The organism is Paenibacillus sp. TCA20, assembly GCF_000732325.1.
Lineage (GTDB): Bacteria > Bacillota > Bacilli > Paenibacillales > Paenibacillaceae > Paenibacillus > Paenibacillus urinalis.
Genome location: NZ_BBIW01000002.1, coordinates 499,461 through 523,627 on the forward strand (window position 1 = coordinate 499,461; position 24,167 = coordinate 523,627).

22 protein-coding genes and 1 riboswitch are annotated in these 24,167 nt (G+C 44.3%); of the genes, 2 read left to right on the forward strand and 20 right to left on the reverse strand.

The features are described from left to right. Positions 1-53: 53 nt before the first annotated feature. The gene (pdhA, locus tag TCA2_RS05890; RefSeq protein WP_047910617.1) at positions 54-1,121 is read right to left on the reverse strand and encodes a pyruvate dehydrogenase (acetyl-transferring) E1 component subunit alpha; all 1,068 of its coding nucleotides are present in this window, start codon (positions 1,119-1,121) and stop codon (positions 54-56) included. Between the two features lie 259 nt (positions 1,122-1,380). On the opposite strand from pdhA, the gene TCA2_RS05895 reads away from it, so the two are divergent. Continuing rightward, a complete protein-coding gene (locus TCA2_RS05895) occupies positions 1,381-2,115 on the forward strand; it encodes an esterase family protein (protein WP_047910618.1) in 735 nt (244 codons plus the stop codon). A 179-nt stretch (positions 2,116-2,294) separates the two neighbouring features. Here the strand turns inward: TCA2_RS05895 and TCA2_RS05900 are convergent, their stop codons facing one another. Together TCA2_RS05900 and TCA2_RS05905 are read right to left on the reverse strand one after the other, a co-directional pair. After that, entirely contained in the window at positions 2,295-2,762 is a 468-nt protein-coding gene (locus TCA2_RS05900) for a low molecular weight protein-tyrosine-phosphatase (protein WP_047910619.1), read from the reverse strand. A 43-nt stretch (positions 2,763-2,805) separates the two neighbouring features. Further along, positions 2,806-3,462 carry a trimeric intracellular cation channel family protein gene (locus TCA2_RS05905; RefSeq protein ID WP_047910750.1) on the reverse strand — a complete coding sequence of 219 codons (657 nt, stop codon included), beginning with the start codon at positions 3,460-3,462 and terminating at the stop codon, positions 2,806-2,808. A 142-nt stretch (positions 3,463-3,604) separates the two neighbouring features. Between TCA2_RS05905 and TCA2_RS05910 the strand changes: the two genes are divergently transcribed. Beyond that, positions 3,605-4,246 (forward strand): thiamine diphosphokinase, encoded by a 642-nt coding sequence (locus TCA2_RS05910; RefSeq protein WP_047910620.1) that lies wholly within the window; start codon positions 3,605-3,607, stop codon positions 4,244-4,246. Positions 4,247-4,309: 63 nt separating this feature from the next. Here TCA2_RS05910 and TCA2_RS05915 read toward each other — a convergent pair whose 3' ends face one another. The 17 genes from TCA2_RS05915 to TCA2_RS05995 form a co-directional block, all read right to left on the reverse strand. Further along, entirely contained in the window at positions 4,310-5,371 is a 1,062-nt protein-coding gene (locus TCA2_RS05915; protein WP_047910621.1) for a thiazole biosynthesis adenylyltransferase ThiF, read from the reverse strand. Further along, complete coding sequence (locus TCA2_RS05920) at positions 5,368-6,135, reverse strand: thiazole synthase (RefSeq protein ID WP_047910622.1); 768 nt, start codon at positions 6,133-6,135, stop codon at positions 5,368-5,370. Before TCA2_RS05920 ends, TCA2_RS05915 begins: the two co-directional genes overlap by 4 nt. A 2-nt stretch (positions 6,136-6,137) precedes the next feature. Continuing rightward, complete coding sequence (thiS, locus tag TCA2_RS05925) at positions 6,138-6,341, reverse strand: sulfur carrier protein ThiS (protein ID WP_047910623.1); 204 nt, start codon at positions 6,339-6,341, stop codon at positions 6,138-6,140. Then, positions 6,338-7,477, reverse strand: a complete 1,140-nt coding sequence (gene thiO, locus TCA2_RS05930) for a glycine oxidase ThiO (RefSeq protein ID WP_047910624.1) — start codon at positions 7,475-7,477, stop codon at positions 6,338-6,340. Before thiO ends, thiS begins: the two co-directional genes overlap by 4 nt. A gap of 15 nt (positions 7,478-7,492) precedes the next feature. Continuing rightward, positions 7,493-8,143, reverse strand: a complete 651-nt coding sequence (locus TCA2_RS05935; protein WP_047910625.1) for a thiamine phosphate synthase — start codon at positions 8,141-8,143, stop codon at positions 7,493-7,495. 199 nt (positions 8,144-8,342) lie between these two features. After that, positions 8,343-8,453: riboswitch (TPP riboswitch) on the reverse strand. 74 nt (positions 8,454-8,527) lie between these two features. Then, positions 8,528-10,078, reverse strand: a complete 1,551-nt coding sequence (locus TCA2_RS05940; protein WP_047910626.1) for an ABC-F family ATP-binding cassette domain-containing protein — start codon at positions 10,076-10,078, stop codon at positions 8,528-8,530. 318 nt (positions 10,079-10,396) lie between these two features. After that, positions 10,397-13,834, reverse strand: coding sequence for a DUF5704 domain-containing protein (locus TCA2_RS05945; RefSeq protein ID WP_047910627.1), 3,438 nt, complete (start codon positions 13,832-13,834; stop codon positions 10,397-10,399). 25 nt (positions 13,835-13,859) lie between these two features. Beyond that, on the reverse strand, positions 13,860-15,065 hold the full coding sequence (locus TCA2_RS05950; RefSeq protein WP_047910628.1) for an S-layer homology domain-containing protein: 1,206 nt from the start codon (positions 15,063-15,065) through the stop codon (positions 13,860-13,862). A 131-nt stretch (positions 15,066-15,196) separates the two neighbouring features. Beyond that, a complete protein-coding gene (locus tag TCA2_RS05955; RefSeq protein WP_047910629.1) occupies positions 15,197-16,189 on the reverse strand; it encodes a F0F1-type ATP synthase in 993 nt (330 codons plus the stop codon). After that, entirely contained in the window at positions 16,176-16,727 is a 552-nt protein-coding gene (locus TCA2_RS05960; protein WP_047910630.1) for a hypothetical protein, read from the reverse strand. The genes TCA2_RS05955 and TCA2_RS05960 overlap by 14 nt, the downstream gene beginning before the upstream one ends. Then, positions 16,724-17,074 (reverse strand): hypothetical protein, encoded by a 351-nt coding sequence (locus TCA2_RS05965; RefSeq protein ID WP_047910631.1) that lies wholly within the window; start codon positions 17,072-17,074, stop codon positions 16,724-16,726. The genes TCA2_RS05960 and TCA2_RS05965 overlap by 4 nt, the downstream gene beginning before the upstream one ends. Positions 17,075-17,142: 68 nt before the next feature. After that, entirely contained in the window at positions 17,143-17,628 is a 486-nt protein-coding gene (locus TCA2_RS05970) for a hypothetical protein (RefSeq protein ID WP_047910632.1), read from the reverse strand. A gap of 86 nt (positions 17,629-17,714) precedes the next feature. Beyond that, on the reverse strand, positions 17,715-19,790 hold the full coding sequence (locus TCA2_RS05975; protein WP_047910633.1) for a hypothetical protein: 2,076 nt from the start codon (positions 19,788-19,790) through the stop codon (positions 17,715-17,717). Further along, positions 19,780-21,603, reverse strand: coding sequence for an ATPase, T2SS/T4P/T4SS family (locus TCA2_RS05980; protein ID WP_047910634.1), 1,824 nt, complete (start codon positions 21,601-21,603; stop codon positions 19,780-19,782). The genes TCA2_RS05975 and TCA2_RS05980 overlap by 11 nt, the downstream gene beginning before the upstream one ends. After that, entirely contained in the window at positions 21,604-22,437 is an 834-nt protein-coding gene (locus tag TCA2_RS05985) for a hypothetical protein (protein WP_047910635.1), read from the reverse strand. Next, positions 22,434-23,141: a hypothetical protein gene (locus TCA2_RS05990; protein ID WP_047910636.1), complete on the reverse strand. Its 708-nt coding sequence runs from the start codon at positions 23,139-23,141 to the stop codon at positions 22,434-22,436. Before TCA2_RS05990 ends, TCA2_RS05985 begins: the two co-directional genes overlap by 4 nt. Beyond that, complete coding sequence (locus TCA2_RS05995) at positions 23,138-24,142, reverse strand: SAF domain-containing protein (protein WP_052511772.1); 1,005 nt, start codon at positions 24,140-24,142, stop codon at positions 23,138-23,140. Before TCA2_RS05995 ends, TCA2_RS05990 begins: the two co-directional genes overlap by 4 nt. Positions 24,143-24,167 lie beyond the last annotated feature (25 nt).

The window sequence follows — 24,167 nt, forward strand, 5'->3', positions numbered from 1 at the left end:
AGTTCGTGCCTATATGAGTTCCATTCAGTGGAACAGTTACTTACACCAAAGATTTATTGAAAATCAGCTTTTTGCTCTTCCAAATGTTTTGGAGTATGCTCGAACATGCTGTCAATCAAGCCAGGGATTGTCATTTTTTCTGTTTTCTCAGCGCGTTTGATCTCGTCGTTCACTTTCGCTTTCGCTTCATCTTTCACGCGAGCTGTATCTTCTTCAGTCCAGAGACCTTTTTTCTCCAGATATTTAGCAAGACGATTGATTGGATCTTTCTCGTTCCACTCGCCTTCCTCGTCTTTAGTACGATATTTAGAAGCATCGTCAGACAGGGAATGCGGACGGTAGCGGTAAGTTACTGCTTCAATCAAAGTAGCGCCTTCTCCATTGCGAGCACGTTCAGCAGCTTCTCTAACAGCGGTGATTACTGCGAATACGTCCATTCCGTCAACTTTGATGCCTTTGATACCAGCTGCTACTGCTTTATGAGCAATAGACAGAGCTGCAGTTTGTTTGGAGAAAGGTGTTGTAATGGCATAGCCATTGTTTTGTACGAAGAAAATAACCGGCAGTTTGAAACGACCTGCATAGTTCAGACCTTCGTAGAAGTCACCTTCGGAAGAACCGCCGTCACCTGTGTAAGTGATCGCAACGTTCTTTTGGTTCTTCAATTTAAAGCCCATAGCAATACCCATCGCGTGCAAGATTTGAGCACCGATGATGATTTGCGGCATCATTACGTTTACGCCGTCAGGAATTTGACCACCATGTTGATGTCCACGGGAATACAAGAAGGCTTGATACAGCGGAAGACCATGCCATACAAGCTGTGGAATATCACGGTAACCAGGTACTACGTAATCTTCTTTCTCAATGGCAAACTCACTGCCGATCATGGAAGCTTCTTGACCGGATACTGGAGCGTAGAATCCAAGACGTCCTTGGCGGCCCAGATTAACTGCGCGATCGTCCCAAGTACGAGTAAATACCATACGGTACATAATTTCTTTCAATTGATCATCGGACAGCTCAGGCATTTTGTCTTTGTTAACGATTTCACCGTCAGGAGACAATACGGAGAGAGCCTCTACATCCTCTGTATAAACTTCATAAGGAACCTTGCTCATTTTTTTCTTCACCTCAACAAAAAATTTGAATATCAAGTTCCGCTGTTATAGAATTATTATACACCTGTTTTGTCACATACGTCAAAGATAAACGTTGATTTTTTTAAGTTTTTCTTTTGTTTGTATGTATAACAGTTGTTATGAATTAGTATAACAGTTGTGGAAAAAACCTGTTGCTTGTACTAGCCGAGCAACTAGGGTTAATCTTATCTTATTGTTAAAACGAATGCAAAACATAGACGAAGAAAGGTGACGATTTATGACGGATTCTCGCTATTTGAAACGAACCATCCTGAAGGATGAGATTGAAAGCCGGTTCTTAAACGCAACAAGAAATCTCCGGATCTACCTTCCGCCGGGCTACAATGAAGTATTAAGCTATCCTGTCGTCTACTGTCAGGACGGTGAGGAGTTCTTCAACTTCGGCCGCATAGCTACTACCGCCAATCGTTTAATTTTAGATGAAGGTGTAGAGCCTTTTATCATTGTTGGCGTTGAAGTCGACGTAAAAACCCGCACTCAGGAGTATGCGCCTTTTGGAGAACAATTTGAGGCTTACACTTCTGCCTTTGCGAAAGAAATCATTCCCTATATCGAACAAAAATATCCGGTCCGTCGTACAAAAGAGGAAAGAATTCTTGCCGGGGACTCTCTCGGCGGCAGTGTCTCCCTTCACATTGCGCTTATGTATTCAGATATGTTCAGCAAGGTTATCAGCTTGTCCGGTGCTTATTACCCCGAATCCCAAGAACTGTACGCACAGTCCTCCGACCTGTCATGGCTGAGCGTGTGGATGATTGTGGGACTGCAAGAGAACAGCTTCGAGACGGATCATGGCATCTTCAACTTTGTAGAGATGAATCAGGATACTCGTGACTTGTTAGAAGAGCGTGGAGCTAAAGTGAAGTACGCTGAAAAAGACGGCCGTCATCAGTGGGGCTTCTGGCAAAATGAGCTTCCAGACGCGCTTGAATACTTCCTCGATAAACAATAATACATTCACTACAGGTGTGGGGATGAGGTAGTTCACAACAGCTGTTCTATAACAGATCCGGCTCAAGTGACTCTTCTTCCCCCCCTTTTTACGTGATCATTGTTAACGTTTACATCCAGCATCTATCATACACCAATTTATGACACAAAAAAACCGGCTCTGCTTGAGCCGGTCTATTATTATTTCAACTTTTCTTTCGTAATTCTATCCAGCAGCACATCGCTGCCCAAATCGATCAGTCTATGCACCTCATCAAAATTACCCGTGTAGTATGGATCCGGCACCTCTCTATGCGGTTCATCAGGAAGCAGATCCATGAATTTTAATATGTTGGCTTGTTCTGCACCGGGTAAATTACGGACGTTGCGCTCATTCGAGTTATCCATGCACACAATATAATCAAAGGAACCGAAGTCGCTGTCTGTAACCTGTCTTGCCGTCATTCCTTCAAAACTAACCGAATGCAGATTCAAAATCTTCTGTGTCCCTTCGTGAGGAGGCTTTCCGATATGCCAATCCCCTGTCCCTGCAGAATCCACCAGAATGTGTTGCTCCAAATGCCTCTCATTCACTTTATGACGAAAAATAGCTTCCGCCATCGGTGATCTGCAAATGTTGCCTAAACAAACAAATAATACTCGAACCATCTCTTGCACCCTTCCCTTCTTACACGCTATATCAACAAATATATTATTTATTCAAAGTCTGCTGCTTGCTTGGTGTAACCGGAGCTTCATTCTCAACCGTCTGCAGCGTACGCTTCGGTAGTCTCCATCGATAGTGAACAGACAGCATGCGGAAGAAGACAACCGCACCAAACAAAATCAGTAAGCTTACTGTATCATCTGCAATATGAAGTCCGATCATCAGCCCTGCCAGAATGGCCCACACTGCATATATTTCATCTCTGAGCACCAGTGGCTTGCGTCCAGCCAGCAAATCTCTAATAATTCCGCCGCCAATCCCTGTTAATACCGCAGCTACAATCACGGCACTGATCGGATGATTCATCTCGGCAGCATAGAGTCCGCCTTGAATGGCAAAAGCCGATAAGCCTATCGCGTCAAAGAACATTTCTGTCTTCTTCCAATGCCCGATCCATGAGTTTGGCAGAATAAATGCGATTGCTATCGAGAACAATGCCAGCATAATAAACGTGCCTTGACTCCACAATGTAGTAACGGGAACACCAATCAATATATTTCGTATAACTCCGCCGCCGAATGCCGTAACCATTCCGAGAACGACGACACCTAATATATCATAGTCTTCTTCCATAGCAACGAACGCACCGGACATGGCAAAAGCAATCGTACCTATAATACTAAAGATCTCAAACACATTCATTTCCACTTACGATCTATACCTCACTCATTAAGTCATATTCAACACTTGTTCCATTGTAGTCAAGGGCGATCCATTTGTGCAACCTTTATTTGTGGACTATACTCAAATGAAAAAGAACATCAAGAAGTAAGGAAGTGGCCAGATGCCGAACACAAGAGTTGCCATCTTTACAGGAGGAGATCTTCATGAGGAATATATCGAGAAGCTGAATGCAGACGACATTTTAATCGGTGCCGATTACGGCGCTTGGTATTTAGTCCATCAGCAGCTCAAGCCTACGATTGCAGTTGGAGATTTTGATTCGGTATCGGAGGAGCAATATAAGCGCATTGAAGAATACAGTCACCAAGTCGTCAGGTGTGATCCCATTGACAAGGACCTGTCTGACACAGAGCTTGCTCTAAAATATGCCTACTCATTTCATCCAGCCGAAATTGTTATTTTTGGCGCAACAGGCTCGAGACTCGATCACACGCTGGCGAATATACAGATCTTATCCAAAACCCTGAAGCACGGTATACGCTGCAGCATTATAAACCGTAACAACCTGATTACTGCAACGGATTCTCGTATTACTTTACATAAGAATGAATATGACTATATATCACTTATCCCTCTAACGACTGAGGTTCGCGGAATCGATCTGGATGGCTTTATGTACCCTCTGTCGGACGCAGTTCTGTCCATAGGAGATTCGCTCGGGATCAGCAATCAAATTGTAAGCTCAGCAGGTACGATTACCATTAAGGAAGGCATTCTGCTCGTCATACAGAGCAAGGACTAAACACAACAACAAAAATCCATTCGATTCGGAATGGATTTTTTGTTCTTATACAGCTATATTGGGTCAGCCAAAATATCGATGATAAATCGTTCGCGCTTCCGCTACATCCTTCGTTCCATGAACCAGCGCTCTTCCATCCTTGAATATGACCAGTCGGACTGCTGCTTTGAGATGAAAAGAGACGAGAAAAGGATTCACCTCAACCTTACCTTGATGGAGCGCGCGCAAACGATCGGCCGTTTCTTGCAGGTTAAGCTCTCTTCTGCGTGCAGGCCTGATCTGTACCGTATCCCTCCCACACAACACATCGGTTCGATCGGTATTTGCTGCACTTAGATAAGGATATGTTCTCTCATGCCCGCAGGAGAGGCAGTTCGGATTCTTCGCCAGATCGACACCAATCGTGGTATATTCATTGCGCCACATGTCAAAAGAGAGCAGCTTTCTCCTCAGCGCTTCATAATTTCCGGTAAGGAGCTTGAATGCCTCTGCTGTCTGATTCGCAGTGACCATCTGGACCGCTTGTGGAAGAATTCCTGCCGTGTCGCATGTGTCTCCACCAAGCGGGACCTCACCCAGCAGGCAATTCAAGCAAGGGGTTTCCCCAGGTAAAATGGTATATGTGATACCGTAGCTGCCAACACATCCTCCATATATCCATGGCGTATTGTGCTTTTGGGCAATATCATTAATGATCAGCCGGGTATCGAAGTTATCGGTGGCATCCATAATCAAATCTGAGTCTGTGATCAATTCTTCTAATTCCTCTGCGCCTACATCCATAACATAAGCATTAATACTCACTTCAGAATTAATTTGGCGAAGCCGATTCTCGGCAGCAATCGCTTTGGGAAGACGGGACATCGCATCTGCTTCACTGAACAGCTGCTGTCTCTGGAGATTACTCCACTCCACATAGTCACGGTCAGCGATCGTTATACGACCTACGCCTGAACGAACCAGCGTTTCCGCAATTCCCGTTCCAAGTGCCCCTGCTCCAATAACGACCACATGACTATTTTTCAGCTTCTGCTGGCCTACCTTGCCGAATGGCGCGAACAGCTCCTGTCTCGAGTAACGATCAGATATGGCTAATGCATTTGTGCTCAAATCCTGTCTATTCACGTATGAATCATCCCTTCCATCGGACTGCTTGCCGATGCGTAGCGTTTGACCGGGATCATTCCAGACTCGTAAGCCTTCCTTCCTGCCCATACAGCATATTTCATCGCTTCTGCCATTTTCACAGGGTCCCCTGCTCCTGACACTGCTGAATTCAGCAGAACGGCATCCGCCCCTAGCTCCATTGCATAGGCTGCATCCCGAGGAGAACGAATACCTGCATCGACGATTACAGGAACCGCGGCTTGTTCAATAATCAGCTCCAGCGCCCTCGGATTGTTGATTCCTTGACCTGAGCCGATGGGAGACGCTCCCGGCATGATCGCATGCACACCCAGCAGCTGCAACCTCTTTACAAGCATCACATCGTCCGAAATGTATGGCAGTACAACAAATCCTTCTGCAAGCAGTATTTCGCAGGCTGTATATGTTTCCAGCGGGTCTGGAAGAAGTGTAGTCTGATCCCCGATCACTTCTACCTTAATCATATCACATAGTCCAGAGGCTTTTGCTAGTCTAGCTATTTTTACAGCCTCCTCCGCTGTTCTTGCTCCAGCCGTATTGGGCAGTAATGTGTACTTGGATAAGTCGAGCTGATCCAGAAAATGAGGCTCATCCTTCTTCTCCAGATTCAGTCTGCGTACTGCAAAAGTAAGCACTTCCGTCTCGGAGATCTCTACCGCATTGCGCTGAACATACAGGTCATCGAATTTACCCGTACCTAATAACAGCCGAGAACCAAAGCTATAATTTCCAATATTCAACATCATTAACCGCCTCCCACAAAATGAACGATCTCGATCTTGTCTCCGTCTGCAAGCTTCGTTGTGGAATGCAGATCTTTCGTTAATATTTGATCGTTCCACTCGACCACCACCGTTTTGACACCTAATTCAAGGGAATCTATTAAATCGCTGACTGAGATAACAGAATCGTCAACCGGCCTATATTGTCCGTTAATGACTATCTTCAATGAACCAACCTGCCCTTCTCCAAGATTCGCATAGGTGAGAATTCGGTTATTCCGAGCTCTTCTTCACTCTCACCAGCGACAAGTCTGCTGATCATTTCTCCTGTTACTGCACTTAGAAGAATTCCATTACGATAATGTCCTGCCGCAATGTATAATCCTGTAATCCCTTTATACTGTCCGATATAAGGCAATCCATCGATCGTTTGTGGTCTGAGTCCTGCCCAGCAACGAGCATAAGCAGCATGTTCAAGCTGCGGAATCCATTTACTTCCCTCATGGAGCAGTTGAAGTATTCCTTTTACAGATACCGTCTTATCGTTATGAAAAGGAAGGCTCGTTGCCCCAATCCATATCTCTCCCCCTGGCTTTGGAACAAGATAAACATCATGTGTATAAAGGGTATAATCCAATCTGATCTCAGGTAAGGAAACGGCTATCATTTCACCTTTGACAGCTACTGTAGGAAGGTCTATTCCCAGGCTGGACAGCCCCCCTCGGATACCCAGTCCAAGTCCTGATGCGATAATGACGTTGTCACAAGTGTAGCTTCCTGTTGATGTTTCGACACCATGAACGGCTCCATTCTGGACATCAATTGATACCACCGGCTGTTGTTCCAGATAACGTGCACCTTTGGCCTTAGCCCCATCAATTAGAGCTCTATTGAATTGGTTGGGTAACAGCTGAAGCTGATCAGGATAATAATAAGCGCCTTCCGCTTGGTCACAGATCGCGGGAATCTCAGTTCTAAGCTTGAGTGGATTCCAATACTCTTGATAGCCTGTTTTTATTGATTCCATGGAATCATTCATAAACGGCGAGACAAAACCTGTACTATTCAGCCCGACATCGATAGGAGTTATATTGGATAAATCATTGATTAATGGCTTAATTAGCTTAAGACTGCGTTCAGCCAAATTTTTTAGCGCAGGAGTTGAGAAGAATTCTAAATGCGGTGCCAGCATACCTGCAGCAGCTCCTGAAGCTCCCGATGCCATCCCCTTTCCCTCCAACAACAGAACATCCTTACCATCCCTTGCCAAAAAATAAGCAATGGCTGAGCCGATAACCCCTCCGCCTACCACGATAAACTCTGACCTGCGAACGGTACCCACGGTTTGATCGTAATCTTGCATGTCCATCCTCCTCCTTTACTTGATCGGTCCATAACGACATAGCGCATGATGATATTCTTGCACTGCACCCAGCGGATCTGCTGCATTCATCACCCCGGATATCACGGCAACACCTGATGCTCCTGCATTTACGAGTTCATCTATATCTGTCGGCTTTATTCCTCCTATCGCAATGACCGGAATATGCACCTCCGTGCAAATCTGCTGTAATGAGGCGACTCCTCTCGGAGCAGCACCCGGCTTACTAGAGGAAGGATAAATATGACCGTACATTAAATAATCAGCTCCCAGGTGCTCGGCCTGCTTTGCCTCCTGAAGGGAATGAACCGATACGCCAATACGTGTCTTTGTAATCCCGCGGCTTGTCATAGAGCTCTTGAGGGACTCGATCTGATGAAGCTCCTTCATCCCGATTTGGAGAATGGCTGGGTCATACTTAAATACCAGATCCACTTGACGATTGAACCCTATCTTACTCATTGGAATCTGATGAAGGATCAGGGTATCTATGAACTGTTCGAGTTCCTTCTCGGTGCTACGTTTATCCCGGATATGTACAGCCGTCGTATAGGGCCATATTGTCGAGAATATGGGAATCCAGGCAGCTGGAGATGAGGAGGGAGAGATCACATGCAGTTCAAGTTTGGGCTTCGATTCGGGCTTCAATATGATAGATCACCTCCTTATTGAGAAAACAAGCCTGCGGGTGATTACCTCGTATGTTCCGCAAGCCATCGCAGCAACAAAAAAACCACTTCCTAATGGAAGTGGTTAAGTTTACATTGATAAAATGCAACAATGACTGATACATGAAATCTACAGAGCGTATCTCTATTGATGAATCACAAAGCCTGCGCTCAAGCATCATATCAGTTCCCCACTTCCCTACGCTGGTATAACCCAGATCAGGTACAAAGAGTCCGGAATCGATTCATTCCATCTCAGCCGCGCACGTGCGGCCCCCCTAGTGAAAAGACTATATAGTTGTAGAATTACGTTGAATATGTTAGCACATAAGCAAGGATTTGGAAAGTCTTAACTTGATCATGATTAAACTTTAGTAGACCATTCTTCTACATTCCAAGTCTTCGTTACCCAATCCTCGTAAAAATCCGGTTCGTGGGAAACGAGCAATACAGTGCCTTTAAATTCTTTGAGTGCACGCTTCAGCTCTTCCTTGGCTACCACATCCAAGTGATTGGTCGGCTCATCAAATAGAATCCAATTCGTCTCACGCATCATGAGCTTACATAGACGCACCTTCGCCTGTTCTCCCCCGCTCAGCATGTTCAGCGGTCTTGTAATATGTTCATTCTTAAGACCACAGCGCGCAAGATGCGCGCGTACTTCATGCTGATTCAAATGAGAGAATTCATTCCATACATCATCAATTGGTGTAATTTTGCCGGGACGTACTTCTTGTTCGAAATAAGCCGGGAATAGGAAATCCCCCAGATAGGTCTTCCCGCTCAGCGCAGGAATTTTTCCGAGAATTGTCTTGAGAAGCGTAGATTTACCGACGCCGTTACATCCGACAATGGCAATCTTATCTCCACGCTCAATCGTCATGGTCATTTTGGGAAGCAGTGCATAGTCATAACCAATCTCAAAATCAATGCCTTCAAATACGGTCTTGCCGCTTGCGCGGGCATCCTTAAAACCAAACACCGGCTTGGCCGCTTCTTCAGGACGATCAATACGTTCAATACGATCCAACTGTTTCTCACGGCTCTTCGCCCGTCCTGAGGTTGAATAGCGAGCCTTGTTGCGCTGGATAAAATCTTCCTGCTTCTTAATATATTCCTGCTGCTTCTCGTAAGCATCAATATGCTGATTCTTGTTAATATCGGCCATCTCAAGGAACTTGTTATAGTTCGCCGAGTAACGGGTCAGCTTCGCAAATTCAAGATGATAGATGACGTTCACGACCTGATTCATAAACTCTGTATCATGTGATATCAGCATGAAGGCATAAGGATAATCCTTCAAATAACGAGTCAGCCATTCAATATGCTCAACATCCAAATAGTTCGTAGGCTCATCCAGGAGAAGAACGTTGGGCTTCTCAAGAAGCAGCTTGGCTAGCAGTACCTTCGTCCGCTGTCCACCGCTTAGAGCTGATACGTCCCGATCTAGTCCTATCGCATTCAGACCAAGCCCATTTGCCATCTCTTCTACTTTGACATCAATCAAATAAAAGTCACCCATATCCAGCTGCTCCTGAATCTCGCCCATTTCTTCAAGCAGCTGCTCTAATTCCTCTGGAGAGGCATCGGCCATTTTCTCGGTAATGACCATCATTTCTTTTTCCAGTTCAAGTAAAGGCAGGAAGGCGTCCTTCAATACGTCACGAATGGTTTTGCCCGGTGTCAGCTTGGTATGCTGATCCAGATATCCATAACGGACTTTCGGTGTCCACTCCACTTTGCCGCTGTCCTTCAGCAGCTGTCCTGTCAAAATATTCATCAGCGTAGATTTACCTACGCCGTTCGCACCGACCATTCCCACATGCTCTCCTGCTAATAAGCGGAAGGAAACATTTTTAAATAATGTGCGATCTCCAAAATTGTGGCTGACATTTTCTACAGTCAATAAACTCATATAATGCAGTTACTCCTATCTTGTATGGCATTCGCCTTTAGTCTCTGATATTTAATCGAATATTCATTGAAGATCAGAACTTAATGCAATCACATTTGCTTACTGAAATAGCATAAGCCCAATCCATCTAATATGATATATTAGCATAATTTGAAGGCTCACTGATACTAAGATTTTGGGAGTCAATGCAAAAATAGCATCATCACTCCATTTGGACGTCTCCAATGTAAGGAATTAGGCTAATGGGGGGAGCCGGAAAGCGGGCAATTCATGATGTGAATGAAAAAAGACCCGAAGCCGGGTCTTCTCCAGTAATGATTAATGTGGTACCTGTGGACTGAAATCATCCCGGCTCGATTGATCGGCATGATAGAACACAACATCTCCATCCAATAAGCTAAAGGCGTGTCCGTATGCATCAAAAACTCTGTTTTGATACCCTTCCATCTTCCACTGATTCATTAAAGGAGCATGGATATACTGCAGATGCGGAGCATTAACCTTTCCTTCCTGAATGGATTCCAGATTGAAGTTTACGATTATATAACCGTTCTTCAGGAAGATAGGTGACTTCTCGTCAATTCCTCTATTCGTCCTAGCATATTCTGAGATATTCGTTCCTTGCCTCACCACGTAAGGCTCGGCTGGAAGACTATACTCACCGTACCACTGCTGGATTGAGGCGTTCGCACGAAGAGTATCACTGCTTGCCGTTACCGGTATATTTGTCTTCGGTCCAATAAAGGTTCGCAGCTGCTCTGGAATCATCAGAAGATCCCATCCACCTACAGGCGTCTTCATTTTGGTAAACACCGTTTGATAATAGCTCTGGTATGCACTCTCGGTAATCATGCCTGTATGAAGGCTTTCATCGTGATGATATTTGTACCTTGCCGTATCCTGAAGCTGCCCTTCTGGTACATTCCGCAGTCGTTCATTTAGGATGACATATCGCTGAACCTGATCTTCTTCTGATCCGATCCGGACAAAGTTCTGTTCCTTCGTATGGTAATAGAGATCTACGAGAACTCGGGTCCGTCCATCCTTCGTGACGAAATAAAAGGTCGGTGTGATCCGAATTCCATCCTCGGTGCCAAACATATTTCCTTTGGTCTTGAAATCAAATTTGAAATGATAGCCGGTCTTCATCGCTACATTCTTGTACCCTTCCGCAGGATGGCTTCCGGGGCGGATCGGCGTCGTAAACCTCTCATCGATTCCTCTCGGATCACCGTCAATACCCAAGGTTCCTACCCAATAAGATACGCCGGTTGGAGCACTGCTGCCCTCCGTCGTTCGGAATACATTTTCCCAGCTGTAGTCTGCAATATCCGTTATCCGAAAATCGTACAGCCGGCCAATAACCTCAACAGATACCTCATCACTTGCGATATGATGTATAAGATCCAGGTTGGCATCCTGCTCATTTTGAGCATTATAATTTGAAGGGGCATTTTCCGCGATATTCCTGAATTCTACCTGATATTCACCTTCGTCCACCCATACAGGAAGATAAAAGGTCGTATCGAGCTGGGCTACCGGAACATTAATCCATGTGTCTTGCGGATAAAACTGAGATTGGTCATGGCTAAACACATCAAAAGGGAACTTCACCTGCTTAATCCGATAATACTTCGCATAATCTCGGTTTCCGTATCCAGGATAGCTTGTATGCTGTCCTTCCGTCGGAATTCTTACTTTAAACGGACGCTCCAAAATTAAGGCTGAACGTTTCATGTTCGGAATCGTCTTCTGGTTATGAGCCTGATCGTCGGAGACGAGTGAGAAGTTCACCACAGACGTATGTACGGTAACTTCATTAATGGGGTTTATTGGATAGCTACGAGTTGCTCCACCCCCCACCGCAGGCTGAATAAGTGTATAATTAATAGTTCCAGAAGATGGATTATCCGCTTCATTCAGCAAGCTCTGGCTAATAAGAAGTTGATTCTCATACAATATGGTTTCTCCGCTATCCTTGTAGGACCTGATCTTGGGTGCTTGAGGTATTTTTGTCGGGCTAGGTCCATTCTGGATTACAGTTCCCCCATCCATTACAGTGGTGGTTGTCCCTTTCCAAGTAAAATCGAGAGAATCATTCTTCACTTCGGGTGGTCCTGTCTGAGCTTCAGCCATTCCGAGCAATATCGAAGTATCATCAGGCGGTGAAGGCTTACTGTCTCCTCCATCGACTTCATCCGGAGTAAAGCTAATTGCGCCGCTGTTTTTTGGAATAACATGTTCCTCTACATTCTCAGACTTGTCGAGCTGCACAGAAGGTGCTGTATATCCATTAGGCCTTAACGTTACCGTCTTTCCAGGCAGTGCATAATTTGACATCGTCGCTTGCTCAATACCGTAAACCTCAAGGTTGTTCACAGTCCAATAAGAGTAATCCCTTTCGAATGAAAATTGATAATTGACCGTTTCAGATACGGACTTCGGTTCTGGAGGTACTTCAACCATATTCCCATCCTCATCAGGTACAGGATCCTGTGCCTCCTCCCATTTCAGCACATAGGTAATCTCGGCGTTACAATCGTAAGTAATCGTACCTTTCTGCTGACCAAATGTATGCTGATACAGATAATGATACGCCCATGCATTGGTATATAAGTGCTCTGAAGTAGGAATTCCGATTGTCGCATCGAAATGAAGTCCATTCGCGGCATCATCCGCTAGAATATGACCTTGAGCCCCAGGATCCATAAAAGTCGTTGTAGGGCTTGAGCTTTGAGAAGGAGGATTAATCTTAGGTGTACACGCAGCCTCTCCTCCTGGTTGCTCAGGCTCTTCATCCGGATCACCACCCACCGTTACCGTGGCATAATCATATAGATGATATGGACCTTCTTCACTATCCCAGATCGCGGTAATTCGAGCACTTCCTTCACTGACAGCAGTCACTCTGCCCGCAGCATCTACAGTGGCTACCCCTTTGTTGTCGGAGCTCCATTTCACACTGTCCCGATAAGAAACATCCACCCAGCTTGATTCCGATCCATCATACTGGGTCGTTTTAACTTTTGCGTACAGTGGCTTCTTCTCATCGACGGACATAGACATGTCTTCTTCGACTTTTAGTTCTTTAATTTCTTTGATGAAGCCGGTGTATTCGATACGAAGAGGTGTTTCATATTTAACTTGATATTTGTTATCTTTATCAGGTCTTTGCCCATAGACTCGACGTTCAGCATGAGTGTATAAATCAGAATCCAGTGAAATTTTACCCGTTTTAGTTTTAATTACAGCAAACAAACTACCTCGTTCCCATTGTGGTTTACCTTCATAACCATAATTAGTTGAATTGACGTATTCAATATTTTCTAATGCCAGTTCTTTAACATGTTCAACTTTGTATGGGTTGCCTTGAATATCGATTAATGAATTTGGTGCATAATTCTTAGTATTGATTTTGTCAGTAACAAAATTCTCAGCTTTAGGCCATGCCTTATCCCCAGATCCAACTGTAGAAGTCTCCACTCTATCTGCACCTTCATTTCTAACTGCAGACCATTTTTCATCATCACCTTGAGTCCAAGTTGTTGCTGGGTTAGGCTCACTAAAACCAATTACTTTAACTTTCAAGGTTTGTTTTCTGAAAGATGGGATACTGCCATTGTCAGGAGTTAAAGTAGCCTCTTTTTCATCAATAGGAGGGTACCCATTTTCCCACAAACCCAATGCTTGGTTTTGACTCAAAAACGTAATCAGAACAATGAAGAAGAATGCAATTGACAGCAAATATTTTTTCATCTTACATCCCCATTGTTAAATATTTTTATTTATTAATTACTCTAAGGTAGGTACCATTTTCCATAGTTACATCAATTAAAGTATCCTTAGTTATGTAGCGCACAACCCATAAAGTGACCCCATGCCTATGATTGGAGAAGTACTTAGCTGTTTCATTATTAGGTAATGTTTCGTAACCATATTTTTCTGGTAATTCACTATATATAGTTTCTCCTCGTAGCAATTTCGCTCCCGAATTACTGTAATGACTTGAGCTGAAGTTGCTTGACTTAGGATAAATTGTTATCTGCATATACACCGGATAAATTCCTTTTTGTTGTGTGAGAAATAATTTGTTTCTCTCAGATACAAAAACATCTGAATAAATACTCTGTTTATTGTTCCAATCTTGTGTATTTACTGCTATTGCCCTATGAAAAACTAAGCTTCCTGCTCCATTTTTAAAAGTAAATGTTTTACCCGATGCATCAGCGAACGTTTCGTTACCGAAGGTAAACGGAGTTACTAACTCCAAATTCGATTTCTCCGTACCTACGGCGCGCAGCTCTGTTAAATCGGCGAATGAATTTGCTGATTTGCTAAGCACGTTCTCCAATCGAAGGACAATGGCAGAGACCTCCGCCCTGGTTGTCGTCTGGGTAAGTCCAAAGGATCCATCTGTGTAACCTTTCATTAGGGCTGTCCCCATCACAATCGCAATAGATGGAGCCTTCGTCTGACTGATCTTACCTTGGAAGTACTCTTTAACTGGAAGAACTGTAGTCTTGGTATCTGACCAAGCCTGCTTGTACTCGGCATCATTTGCTGCAAGTCCAGAGCTCAGCCATTTGGCCATCTCTTCTCTGGTCAATGCCTTTCCAGGTTGAAATCCGTTAGGATAGTCAGTCGCCTTGATGAAACCCATACCTGCTGCTGCATTTACCGCAGATTCTGCCCAGTGTCCTTTCATATCTGAAAAGTCATCAGTACTCTGAACCGTTTCATAGTCAGCCACTCTAGCAATCAGGGCTGCGAACTCAGCACGAGTTATATTGGCTTTAGGACGAAAAGTTCCATCAGAATAGCCTTTGAAATATCCTTTCTCGACTGCACTATAAATGGATTGATTGGCCCAATGAGTAGAAGGAACATCTCTAAACTTACTGTTAGCTGCACTGACTGGCAGTGAGCTTCCTAGTATATTAGCGGATAGAAGGGCTCCCGCTAATACTAAGCTCATCTGTTTTTTCATTTTCCTATCACTCCTGTTATGTATAGTTGTTATCTTGCTCCGGCTGTCTACGAATTAATTAGCTATAGTTCTAGTATTTTATCGGAAAATCACTATACATATTTTATAAAAAAATCCATTTTTCTACTTGTCTACCGACGTGCATTATTCATGCATCCATGTTCAAAATAACCCGCAGCTGCCGCTTCCTTAGACGTTGTAAATCGCTCCATCGGTACAAATTCAAGATTACAGGTGCTTGGATAATAGTATTTAATCCCTGTCTCTGCATCAATTCCACCTACAATTGGAGTCGTCTTCACGAGCCTGCCTCCCGAAAATGCATAATTATTGTAATATCCGGATCCAACCGGAATTCCTTGGATGAACGCCATCACTCCCACATCATCAATGGTGTTGTACCATTCCTCCTGTGGAATAACTGGAAGAGTAAATTGATAAGCATAGCCATTACGCAGAGCTTTTTCATTATGATTATGAATGGCGTACGCGAGATCATCCTGAATCTCACTGACAATTGTTTGTCTTCTTACTTGATCAAAGGCATCAGCATCTTGTAGGAGTGGGATACGGGTGAGAGATCGTATTTCATCCAGATACCCTTCCACCCATTGACCCGTGCTGTGCTCATATGCATATACATAATCATCTAATGTAAATCGAACCGTATTCCCCAGATCATCCGCATAGATGTACATTTTTTTCTCAGTCCATAGATGCTCTTCTGCATTCCAGCCTTCCTCATTCGTATAGGGAGCACTCTGATAGATGTAATAGCCGTCATAATCAATGACCAGAAGTGCAGGCAAATATGTCATGAAAACATTTTGTGCTGATCGATCTTCATCCAATCCAAAATTGAGGGAGATCGTATGCATAAAAGTGTCTAGCAGAAGCTCCTTGTCTACTCTTGTAAATTTGGATGAGGCATAGCTTGTTTCGAGCAGAGGATCTTCATTCAAATTCATCACACTGCTTGCGTCCTGAACCGCTGTCTGAACAGCCTGCGTATATTGCTGCTCCAGCCATACAGCCTCGGCTTCATCCTTTAGGTCCATACTATAGAACCAGAATGCAGGAAAGAAGATGAGGACGAAGAGGATGGCATAATCAGTAATCCTCATTAATGACCATCCCTCCGTAGTTCACATGAATCGAGCTTCCATTTCCCTGACCGAGCAGCAACCATTCCTTGAATAGATCAGCTGGTGTTCTGTTGGTATTCATACAAGTTACACGAAAAAAATCTCCTGCTGTAAGCTTGTATACTCGGGCTTGCTCATCTCTGGACATTTCATTATCCGGAAACAAAACCTCCATGATCTGTTCATCGTAATAACCATCTAGCACTGCTTCGAACTTTCCAGTAAACGTCGCTTGATTCATCGGGTCTGTATATTCAGGAACATAGTTTTTGTGCATATGCTCAAGCTTAACGTCAAACGTGTTTCCGGTAAGTGCCAATTCTTCTTGAAACTGCTCGTACATTGTCGGTGTAATATACCCTTTCGTCCGCACCGCATCTACAAATTTAGTCACTGTGTTATATGTCGTCAGCCGGGATAGATCATCCTGTCTTCCAGCAGCTTCAACTGCCGGGTACACATAAAGGAGCAGGACAGCAAGCAGAGCTGCAAGTATTTTGGACACACTGTTGATCACGAGGCATCTGCCGCCTTTCGATAATGAATTTGCTCGAGCTTACCAACTGTTCCTCTTATATATTCCACGCTGTATTGATCTCCGGCATTAAGATCAAGGTTGTCAGCCGGGATCTTCCCGTCAACATATATGACAATGTCCTCCTGTGGAAACTGTACTACACTGCGCACATAAGCACCGCTGACCGTGGGCCTTACTGCTTCTCCAAGGATGGTCTGTATACGACCATCCTGTCCTGACTGATGGATATGTCTTGCTGATGCTGTAGTTTCCATCGAAGATATTAGAGATACAGCTAATAAACATGCGCCAACCCAGGTCGTAACAGCTACAGCGATAAGCAGCATGGATCTAGTGTGTTCTCCCAGATCACAACCCCTTCTCTCTTTCCATAATTAAGCAATTCCCTAGCTGCTTAGGACTGTACAAATAGTAAACCTCTCACGACATTAGAGTTGTCCTTAACCACAGTAGCTTTGAATCTACCGCTAGGATTTACATATTCGTTCAGACGCTCATTCAATGTATCGTTCAGCACTCCACTGGTACCGCCCTCCGGATTAACGACTTCCCCATATCCATTATTCGTGGCGGAGCTGGTATTCAACGGGTATCCGTACCACTGACCTTCTGGATTCTTGCCTGTTCTGATATAGATCCCAAACTGATCTTTACCTGCAAATTTACGAAGTGCATTCGTCACTTGGGATCCGCTGATTGTGGTTCCGTCATACACGGTAAAAGCAGCCTGTGACAGCTCGGTCTGAATGTCGGCAAAATTGTTCTGTGCAGTCTTTGTAGCTTCCTGAGCTGAAATAAACAGAATAACGACGATCGTGATTAGTGCAATAGTAAGAAAAATACCTGCAGCTACTTTAAGAGCAGATGATGCATTTTGCATGGTTATACCTCCGATATAATTTTGATTTATAGGAATCATTTCATAACTCATTTGTAAGATGATGATTGAATTCATTAGACTTTAGCTCAAAGCCTCTGTATTTGCTCATAGTAAATATTCATTTGTGTGAAGCTCACCGTAATTAGCGGAATGACTAGATACAGGAAAATTAGCGAGTACATCGGCATGAAACCGATCATTTTTCCCCATTCCGCTTTCTTGTCAATCATTTGGGCATACTCCTGCCTTCGCTGTTCGAAATAAAACGACATCTGCCCTTCCAGATCATCAAAGGCTTCCTTGATCGTAATTGCCCCAAGAGACAACATAAGCTTATCTATCATTCTTTGAAATTCAGGCAAAGTCACTTCTTCTTTAAGGAGCTCCAGTGCTGCTTCTGGTCCCTGCTCGAAATGAAGCAGACATTTTTGAAGCGGTGTTTTGAAAATGACAGCAAAACGGTTCAGCCACTCCAAAATTTCCTCAACTGACATTCGGTCCATTTCTCTTAATATAGAAATCACCGTCTGATATTGATAAATTTCATGCTTCATATCCATACTTCGTACTTTACGCTGCATGTATAGCAGCAATAAGGGTAGTTGAAAGCCTACATACCCGATTCCGAAGCAGAGAGCCAGCTCCCACCACTTAAGAAATTCATCATTCCAAGCTTGGAGCTTGTCCATAATTCGAGATACGGATGCAAGCACTGTTTCTCGATCCTGCGACTTCTCAGATACCGCAAGGAGTAATCGTTCAACTTCTTCATAAGAGCTGTGAGCATTCATATTCAGATCACGCATTACCTTCTCATCCAGCTCACTCCATGCAAGTGCTTCCTCGAGCTCATCATCAGGCAGCTTTCCAAAGATTGTTGTCTGGGTTACCGGCTTGGTCAGAATGTGCTGCTTCTCAACATGATGCAAGTACAGCACACTGCCAAATGCGACGAAAAAGCAAATACTGGCACATAGAAGCCGTCTTACCACAAACCACTCCACTTTCAAATGCGTATTCGTATCACGGAGCAGCTTGACCATCGAATGATATTGTTTGGTACCTGACTGGGGCACAAAGCTTGAAACGAACGGTTGAATCCATTTCCAGCGATAAATCTGTTTTTCGAGGATTCTTTTTTGCTGAGTGACCCGAAAAGTTGTCTCCTGATTACGTTGAAGCTGCTGAAGCATAAGATAACAACCAATGATGATGACGTAGATGGATAATAGAATGATGAAACCCATCTTGCTGTCATAAAATTCATTCATGGTCGGAAAGCTGCTTCTGGCCCAGTTCTCGATTGGCTTCGTAAAGAAGACCGGAATGAGACTGATCAAATTAAGTCCTTTTAACAGATAATCAAGCTTGTCCAGCCGTAGTATTTCAAGATGGATCTCTTGAGTCAGGCTGCTGATCCCTGTTAAATATATAGAGCTCTGATCCGCATGCTGATCACCAAATTCCATGACCATATAGGAGATTCCGGCAAAGGCTTTCAGGAAGCGATTGGGAGCTGTCTCATAATATCGCTCAAGTGCTTCATCCGGATTAACAGAGGTTAAAGCCGCATAGATATGCATTGCATGCCGGGCAGCCTCCCCATGAGCGAACTCTGCAGCTTCGTACAGCGCTTCCTCCACCATGCCGTGCTGATGGTACCTGTGACGTACATCGGCGAACAATTCAATCATTTCAGACAATAGCTTCCTCTCTTGCCTTGCTACCGTCATATCCAGGAACAGACTGTTAATGATAACGCCAACAAGGCAGGACAATACAAGGAAGCTGAGCCCTGGCTGTAGGGAGAAGAGAATGCCTCCTGCGGTGAGAAAAGAAATCCATATGGACCATGTAAGCTTCATCGTTTGACATCGGAGCAGATACTCGCTCATCCCCTGCTGATAGCTTAATTTCTTCCTCACTAGCAAGATGTACCCCGACAGCACAGGAATCTTGATTCCTACCAAATAAGATCTAGTAAAAAAAACATTAAAGAATGCCGCTAGCTGCGTAGATGTACTTGTTGTATTGGAATTGTATGGAATCGCTCCTACTCGCTGCTCTTGCTGACGCTTGGCGCGAGATATCAAACCGATCACAACTATAAAAGCGGCCAGAGAGATAAACAAGAGAATCAGCAGCCATTCTTTAAGAGACATGAGCTTCACCTCGGTGTGACAAAAGCCAGCGTTCAAACGATTCGGCATCTTCCTTGTTCATGTGTGATAGCATATCTGCTCTGTTGGCCTCAGATATAGCGGATGTTATGATGTATCTCCCTGCTCTATACTCAACAATATTCCTGTATGTAAAAGCGGGATGCCCTGATCGCAAATGGCCGGGAACCAGCACACATTCTGTGATCCGTTCGATATATCTTCTGCCGTCTGCGTCCTTTCTTAGATGAATATCAAAATTGATAACACTTGCTACCTGCTCCTCGGCTATGGATTCCTGGCTGAACATTCCGGCCTTTAAGAGCGAATTTCTTAAGGAGAAGATAAGATCCGGAAATGTTTTGGCATGATGCGTAAAGACCGTAAACAGGCTGGCAACCTGCGACATTTGTATCATCCATGCGGCTACCTCATCGCTTGCCACTTCACCGAGAATATTGACCGTTCCATCGGTCTTCTTCTGTAGATCAAGACCTTCTTGTCCTGAGATATGATCTGTTTCCCGGAATGTTAATATGTTACGCCTGCTGTATAGCTTCCTTAAATGCAATTCAAAGGCCATTTCCTGTACACGAAGCGTATGATAAGGGTAGATATGCTTAATCATCGCCATTAGTAGTGTTGTTTTACCTGAACCCTGTGCTCCCGTAACGGCGGTTATACGGCTGCCTTTCATGAGATACTCAATGAATTCAATGACCGGCTCTGCATTCTCACCAACAATTAATTTAGATAAAGCTGTATTCTGAAGATCAAACTTACGAACAAAGAATGCCCAGGACTCAGAGAACGGAGGTCGGACCACGACCACCCTTGAGCCGTCCTTCATCTCGTTTACTTTGTAGCCTTTTGATTCTGACAACTGTCCGGGATGATTATATTTATAAATATTTTGGCAGACTCTTCTCAGCTCCCGCTCTGATCCAAAAGACAAAAAGGACAAATGAATGGACTTGCCTTTGTAAAATATCCAGATACTCTCTATGGATTTCGAAGGAATATCATCTTTTATATCCGTTGTTATAGGAATATTTCTGCTAAATCCATCACGGGGAAACGAAGACAAATCTGTACCCAGCATCCCGCTCACACCCCCACTGACTCCATCAATTCGCTGGTCACGAATTTCGTCAACGACAGAAAATCCCTTGTACTGCTGATAAATCCGTTGAACGACAATGTTCAGCTTATCGGTAAAATGGAGCTCTCTATACTCACAAGCGAAGATGTGTCTTATATCCTCCTCTGTTATCGCGTAATAGCCTGCAGCCTCCTCTTGATCCCATCTCAGTTCAGCTAAATCATAGGTATCAATCAGGCTAGAAAGCGCCTCGGTTCCATATTGCTGTTTATACAAATAAAAGACGATTTCAAACTGATCCTGAACCGTTAAGTTTAGGGTGTGGTCAAACGGAATTGCTTCGTTAATGCTCTTCTCGTTTAGCCCATAGCTGTGAAGTAATAGATCCTTGATTATATTTTTAACAAATGACTTATCACTGACACTTCCCGAGATACAATCCTTAAGTGCGCGTCTCATTTCAGCCCGTTGATTTAATTTTCGTTTGTATTCCTCTTCATGTAATCCTGCATCTGCAAGCTGGCTATGACTGAGTTCGTGCAGCGACTGCTTAATATACTCTGTCAAATTCTCAATCGTACGGGGTTCATGATGAGCTCCTAAGGATATTCCAGAATAGGCTTTGGCCCTCGCTCTGATTCGTAAGATGATCAATATCATACAGATGCAAACCAGGCAGATGAGAAGAGCATTCATTGCAGCCTCTCCCCGCATTTATGCTCCCCTCTCCAGCTGCTTCAAGATTGTACGCAAACCTGCATTTTCCATAATGCATTTGGCCAGCTCCCGAATGCTCGAAGCGTGCTCACCCCGTTGACCGTTTTTCTTGTCCAAATTCATGTTCTGCTGCAAATAAGAAGGTACATCCCGCCGATTCCAGGCATCCTTAAATTCAGTACAGTAAGGCACTCCAATGACCGGGTGTTTGTAATTAAAGCGCCGCTTCATATTGTTTATGGAACAATGGGAATCTGTGTCATAATGCCCCACTGTCATGATAACCTTTTTGTTTTCCAGGTCTTTTTTTAATTCTGTATCGCCAAAATAATTTTCCAGCACTCTCAAGTTTTGATCCAAGTTAATGACGACCACATCAGCATCCTTCAACATATCTCGCTCCATCCTGTCTCTATTTCCGGCATCCAGCATGACAAGATCATATACCTCACTTGCCGTCTTCAATACCGAAGGCATATATTTTGCATATTCTTCATTTACATCTATCCCATTCTGCATTCTTGCTCCTGGCAGCAAATCCAGCTGTCTGGACAAAGGCACCGTATAATCTCTGAATTTGTCTCTCGTAAGACTGCCGCTTAAATACAGCCGCAGCAATGCGTCCCACCCGGTAGTTGCAAATATGCTCGTCATATGGTCCATGCTGTCCTCTCTGACTGGCAGCGCTGCTTCTATACTGTCTCCCGCTCTATGCATATGCATAGACAAGACACGGACATGGTGCGTGAGTGTAATCATCAGTGCGGACAAAATGAGGTGAGAAGATGTTCCTCTCCCGTTTACCGGGCTCCAAAATACAACAGTGCTCATGCTCTCTTCCTCTCTCTCGATTGTAGTGCCCGCCTTGTCTCGGCAGGCTCAATGCCAGCAACCATTTCCATTAACTCGGCAAGCGACTTCTTGTAATCTCTGGAGTAATGCCGAAAGCTGCGTCTTCGATGATGCTCGTTCTCAAGCCGTACCGCTGTATCCAGTTCATCTGAGCGGAACCAAACCGGGCTGCCCTGGAATTCAATCGGACTATCCTCATAGTAAGCCCAAATATAAGACTCGATGTGCGTATCTACCGCCTCTATATAGAGCTTATAAAACGGAGGAAGACGATCCACAACCATCTGGCTGCACAGCTCTTTAATCCACGCTTTGCCACACTCCAGGGTCATGCGTGAGTAATCCGTCGTCCATACTCTTGCTGCAGCGGATAGCCATTGATCCGTGTTCAGGAACCCCGTAAGCTCAATGTCAAAGATCACATAGTCATAGAGGACATCTTCATTCAACTCGAGTAACGCCTGCTCAACCTCGTTAAATTGCCGATATCCAATGGCTACATCAAAGCCTTCATATTCTGTAACGGCTGGAGTAGAATGACCTTCCTCAATACAATATCGATATCGTCCATCTACAGTACCATCGACTAAAATGACCCGATATCCGCTGACAGACAAAATTTTGCTCATATTAAGCAGCAGATCGGTTTTGTCACACGGCCCGGCAAAAACATAGCTTTTCACTCGGTTCCCCCTTCCTGTGCTGTATCCATATTCGTATCCTTCCATAAGGTCTCTTCATCATTTGATGCATCTAATAGACTATTGCCATTGTCTACTTGCTCGTTCAAGGTGTTGTTCCAGTGCGAGGTTCTGTTATCATTCGTGCGAGCAAGTCCATCCTCAATGGATTCAGACACCATGTAATTGGATGAGGAGGATTCATTTAATGCCCTTTCCAAGGAACTGCGCAGCTGCGCAGCAAGTGCCTGCTCGGCCAGATCTACGATATTAGGATTGGATTCGATCAGCGTCAGCACTTCCTTATTGGCTGGATAGGTTGGTATTGCACGTTCTTGAAGTTCAGGTTCTACATATGTAAGAGAATATAATGAGGCTTTGTGAAGATAGGCATCTACCATGGCACTCGATAAAGTGAGTATCTCTGCTTCTGTTAAAGTCATCCACATCGTGGCCCCATCCAGATCGTGAACCTTCTTCTTCGATAGTACAATGTAATCCTGTCCTGTAGGGAACTGAATCCGGACATCAATCCGATCACCTGCATCCAATTGTGAGGGACGGGCAATAACCGAAATTTCTCGATTCCTTAAGTCATCCGGTGTCGGCTCCTCGTCATATAGCATTGCGGCAGTAAGCGAGGTACCGGCCTTGAGCTCAATCTTCGCCACACTTCCCGCAATATCATCCAGCTCACTTATTAAGTTGACAGGTGCTTGTCCTTGCGGTACCTTCACTGCTCTTACATCTGAATCTTTGATTGATGCTCCTGCCTGAATATCATGTACCATCACATAACCTGTCTTGCTATCCTTCTGTTCGGCTACAAGCTGTTTTTTAATCTCCAGAAGCTCTTGTTCATGCTTCAATTCCAGTGAATCTGCGGAGTCCTTGTCCAATTTCCAGTCGTACAGCAATAATCCACTAAACAAAATACTTGCTGCTCCCGCTCCGATGAGTCCGGCATAAATCTTTTTCTTGCTCTGTTTACGAAGTTTAGACACTCGTGGGTCTCCTTTACTAAACTCT

What these genes read in the sequence shown, in the direction of transcription:
- pdhA (WP_047910617.1), bottom strand. Translation starts at nt 1,121, where the DNA reads ATGAGCAAGGTTCCTTATGAAGTTTATACAGAGGATGTAGAGGCTCTC.
- TCA2_RS05895 (WP_047910618.1), top strand. Translation starts at nt 1,381, where the DNA reads ATGACGGATTCTCGCTATTTGAAACGAACCATCCTGAAGGATGAGATT.
- TCA2_RS05900 (WP_047910619.1), bottom strand. Translation starts at nt 2,762, where the DNA reads ATGGTTCGAGTATTATTTGTTTGTTTAGGCAACATTTGCAGATCACCG.
- TCA2_RS05905 (WP_047910750.1), bottom strand. Translation starts at nt 3,462, where the DNA reads ATGAATGTGTTTGAGATCTTTAGTATTATAGGTACGATTGCTTTTGCC.
- TCA2_RS05910 (WP_047910620.1), top strand. Translation starts at nt 3,605, where the DNA reads ATGCCGAACACAAGAGTTGCCATCTTTACAGGAGGAGATCTTCATGAG.
- TCA2_RS05920 (WP_047910622.1), bottom strand. Translation starts at nt 6,135, where the DNA reads ATGTTGAATATTGGAAATTATAGCTTTGGTTCTCGGCTGTTATTAGGT.
- thiO (WP_047910624.1), bottom strand. Translation starts at nt 7,477, where the DNA reads ATGCAAGATTACGATCAAACCGTGGGTACCGTTCGCAGGTCAGAGTTT.
- TCA2_RS05940 (WP_047910626.1), bottom strand. Translation starts at nt 10,078, where the DNA reads ATGAGTTTATTGACTGTAGAAAATGTCAGCCACAATTTTGGAGATCGC.
- TCA2_RS05945 (WP_047910627.1), bottom strand. Translation starts at nt 13,834, where the DNA reads ATGAAAAAATATTTGCTGTCAATTGCATTCTTCTTCATTGTTCTGATT.
- TCA2_RS05950 (WP_047910628.1), bottom strand. Translation starts at nt 15,065, where the DNA reads ATGAAAAAACAGATGAGCTTAGTATTAGCGGGAGCCCTTCTATCCGCT.
- TCA2_RS05955 (WP_047910629.1), bottom strand. Translation starts at nt 16,189, where the DNA reads ATGAGGATTACTGATTATGCCATCCTCTTCGTCCTCATCTTCTTTCCT.
- TCA2_RS05965 (WP_047910631.1), bottom strand. Translation starts at nt 17,074, where the DNA reads ATGCTGCTTATCGCTGTAGCTGTTACGACCTGGGTTGGCGCATGTTTA.
- TCA2_RS05970 (WP_047910632.1), bottom strand. Translation starts at nt 17,628, where the DNA reads ATGCAAAATGCATCATCTGCTCTTAAAGTAGCTGCAGGTATTTTTCTT.
- TCA2_RS05975 (WP_047910633.1), bottom strand. Translation starts at nt 19,790, where the DNA reads ATGTCTCTTAAAGAATGGCTGCTGATTCTCTTGTTTATCTCTCTGGCC.
- TCA2_RS05980 (WP_047910634.1), bottom strand. Translation starts at nt 21,603, where the DNA reads ATGCGGGGAGAGGCTGCAATGAATGCTCTTCTCATCTGCCTGGTTTGC.
- TCA2_RS05985 (WP_047910635.1), bottom strand. Translation starts at nt 22,437, where the DNA reads ATGAGCACTGTTGTATTTTGGAGCCCGGTAAACGGGAGAGGAACATCT.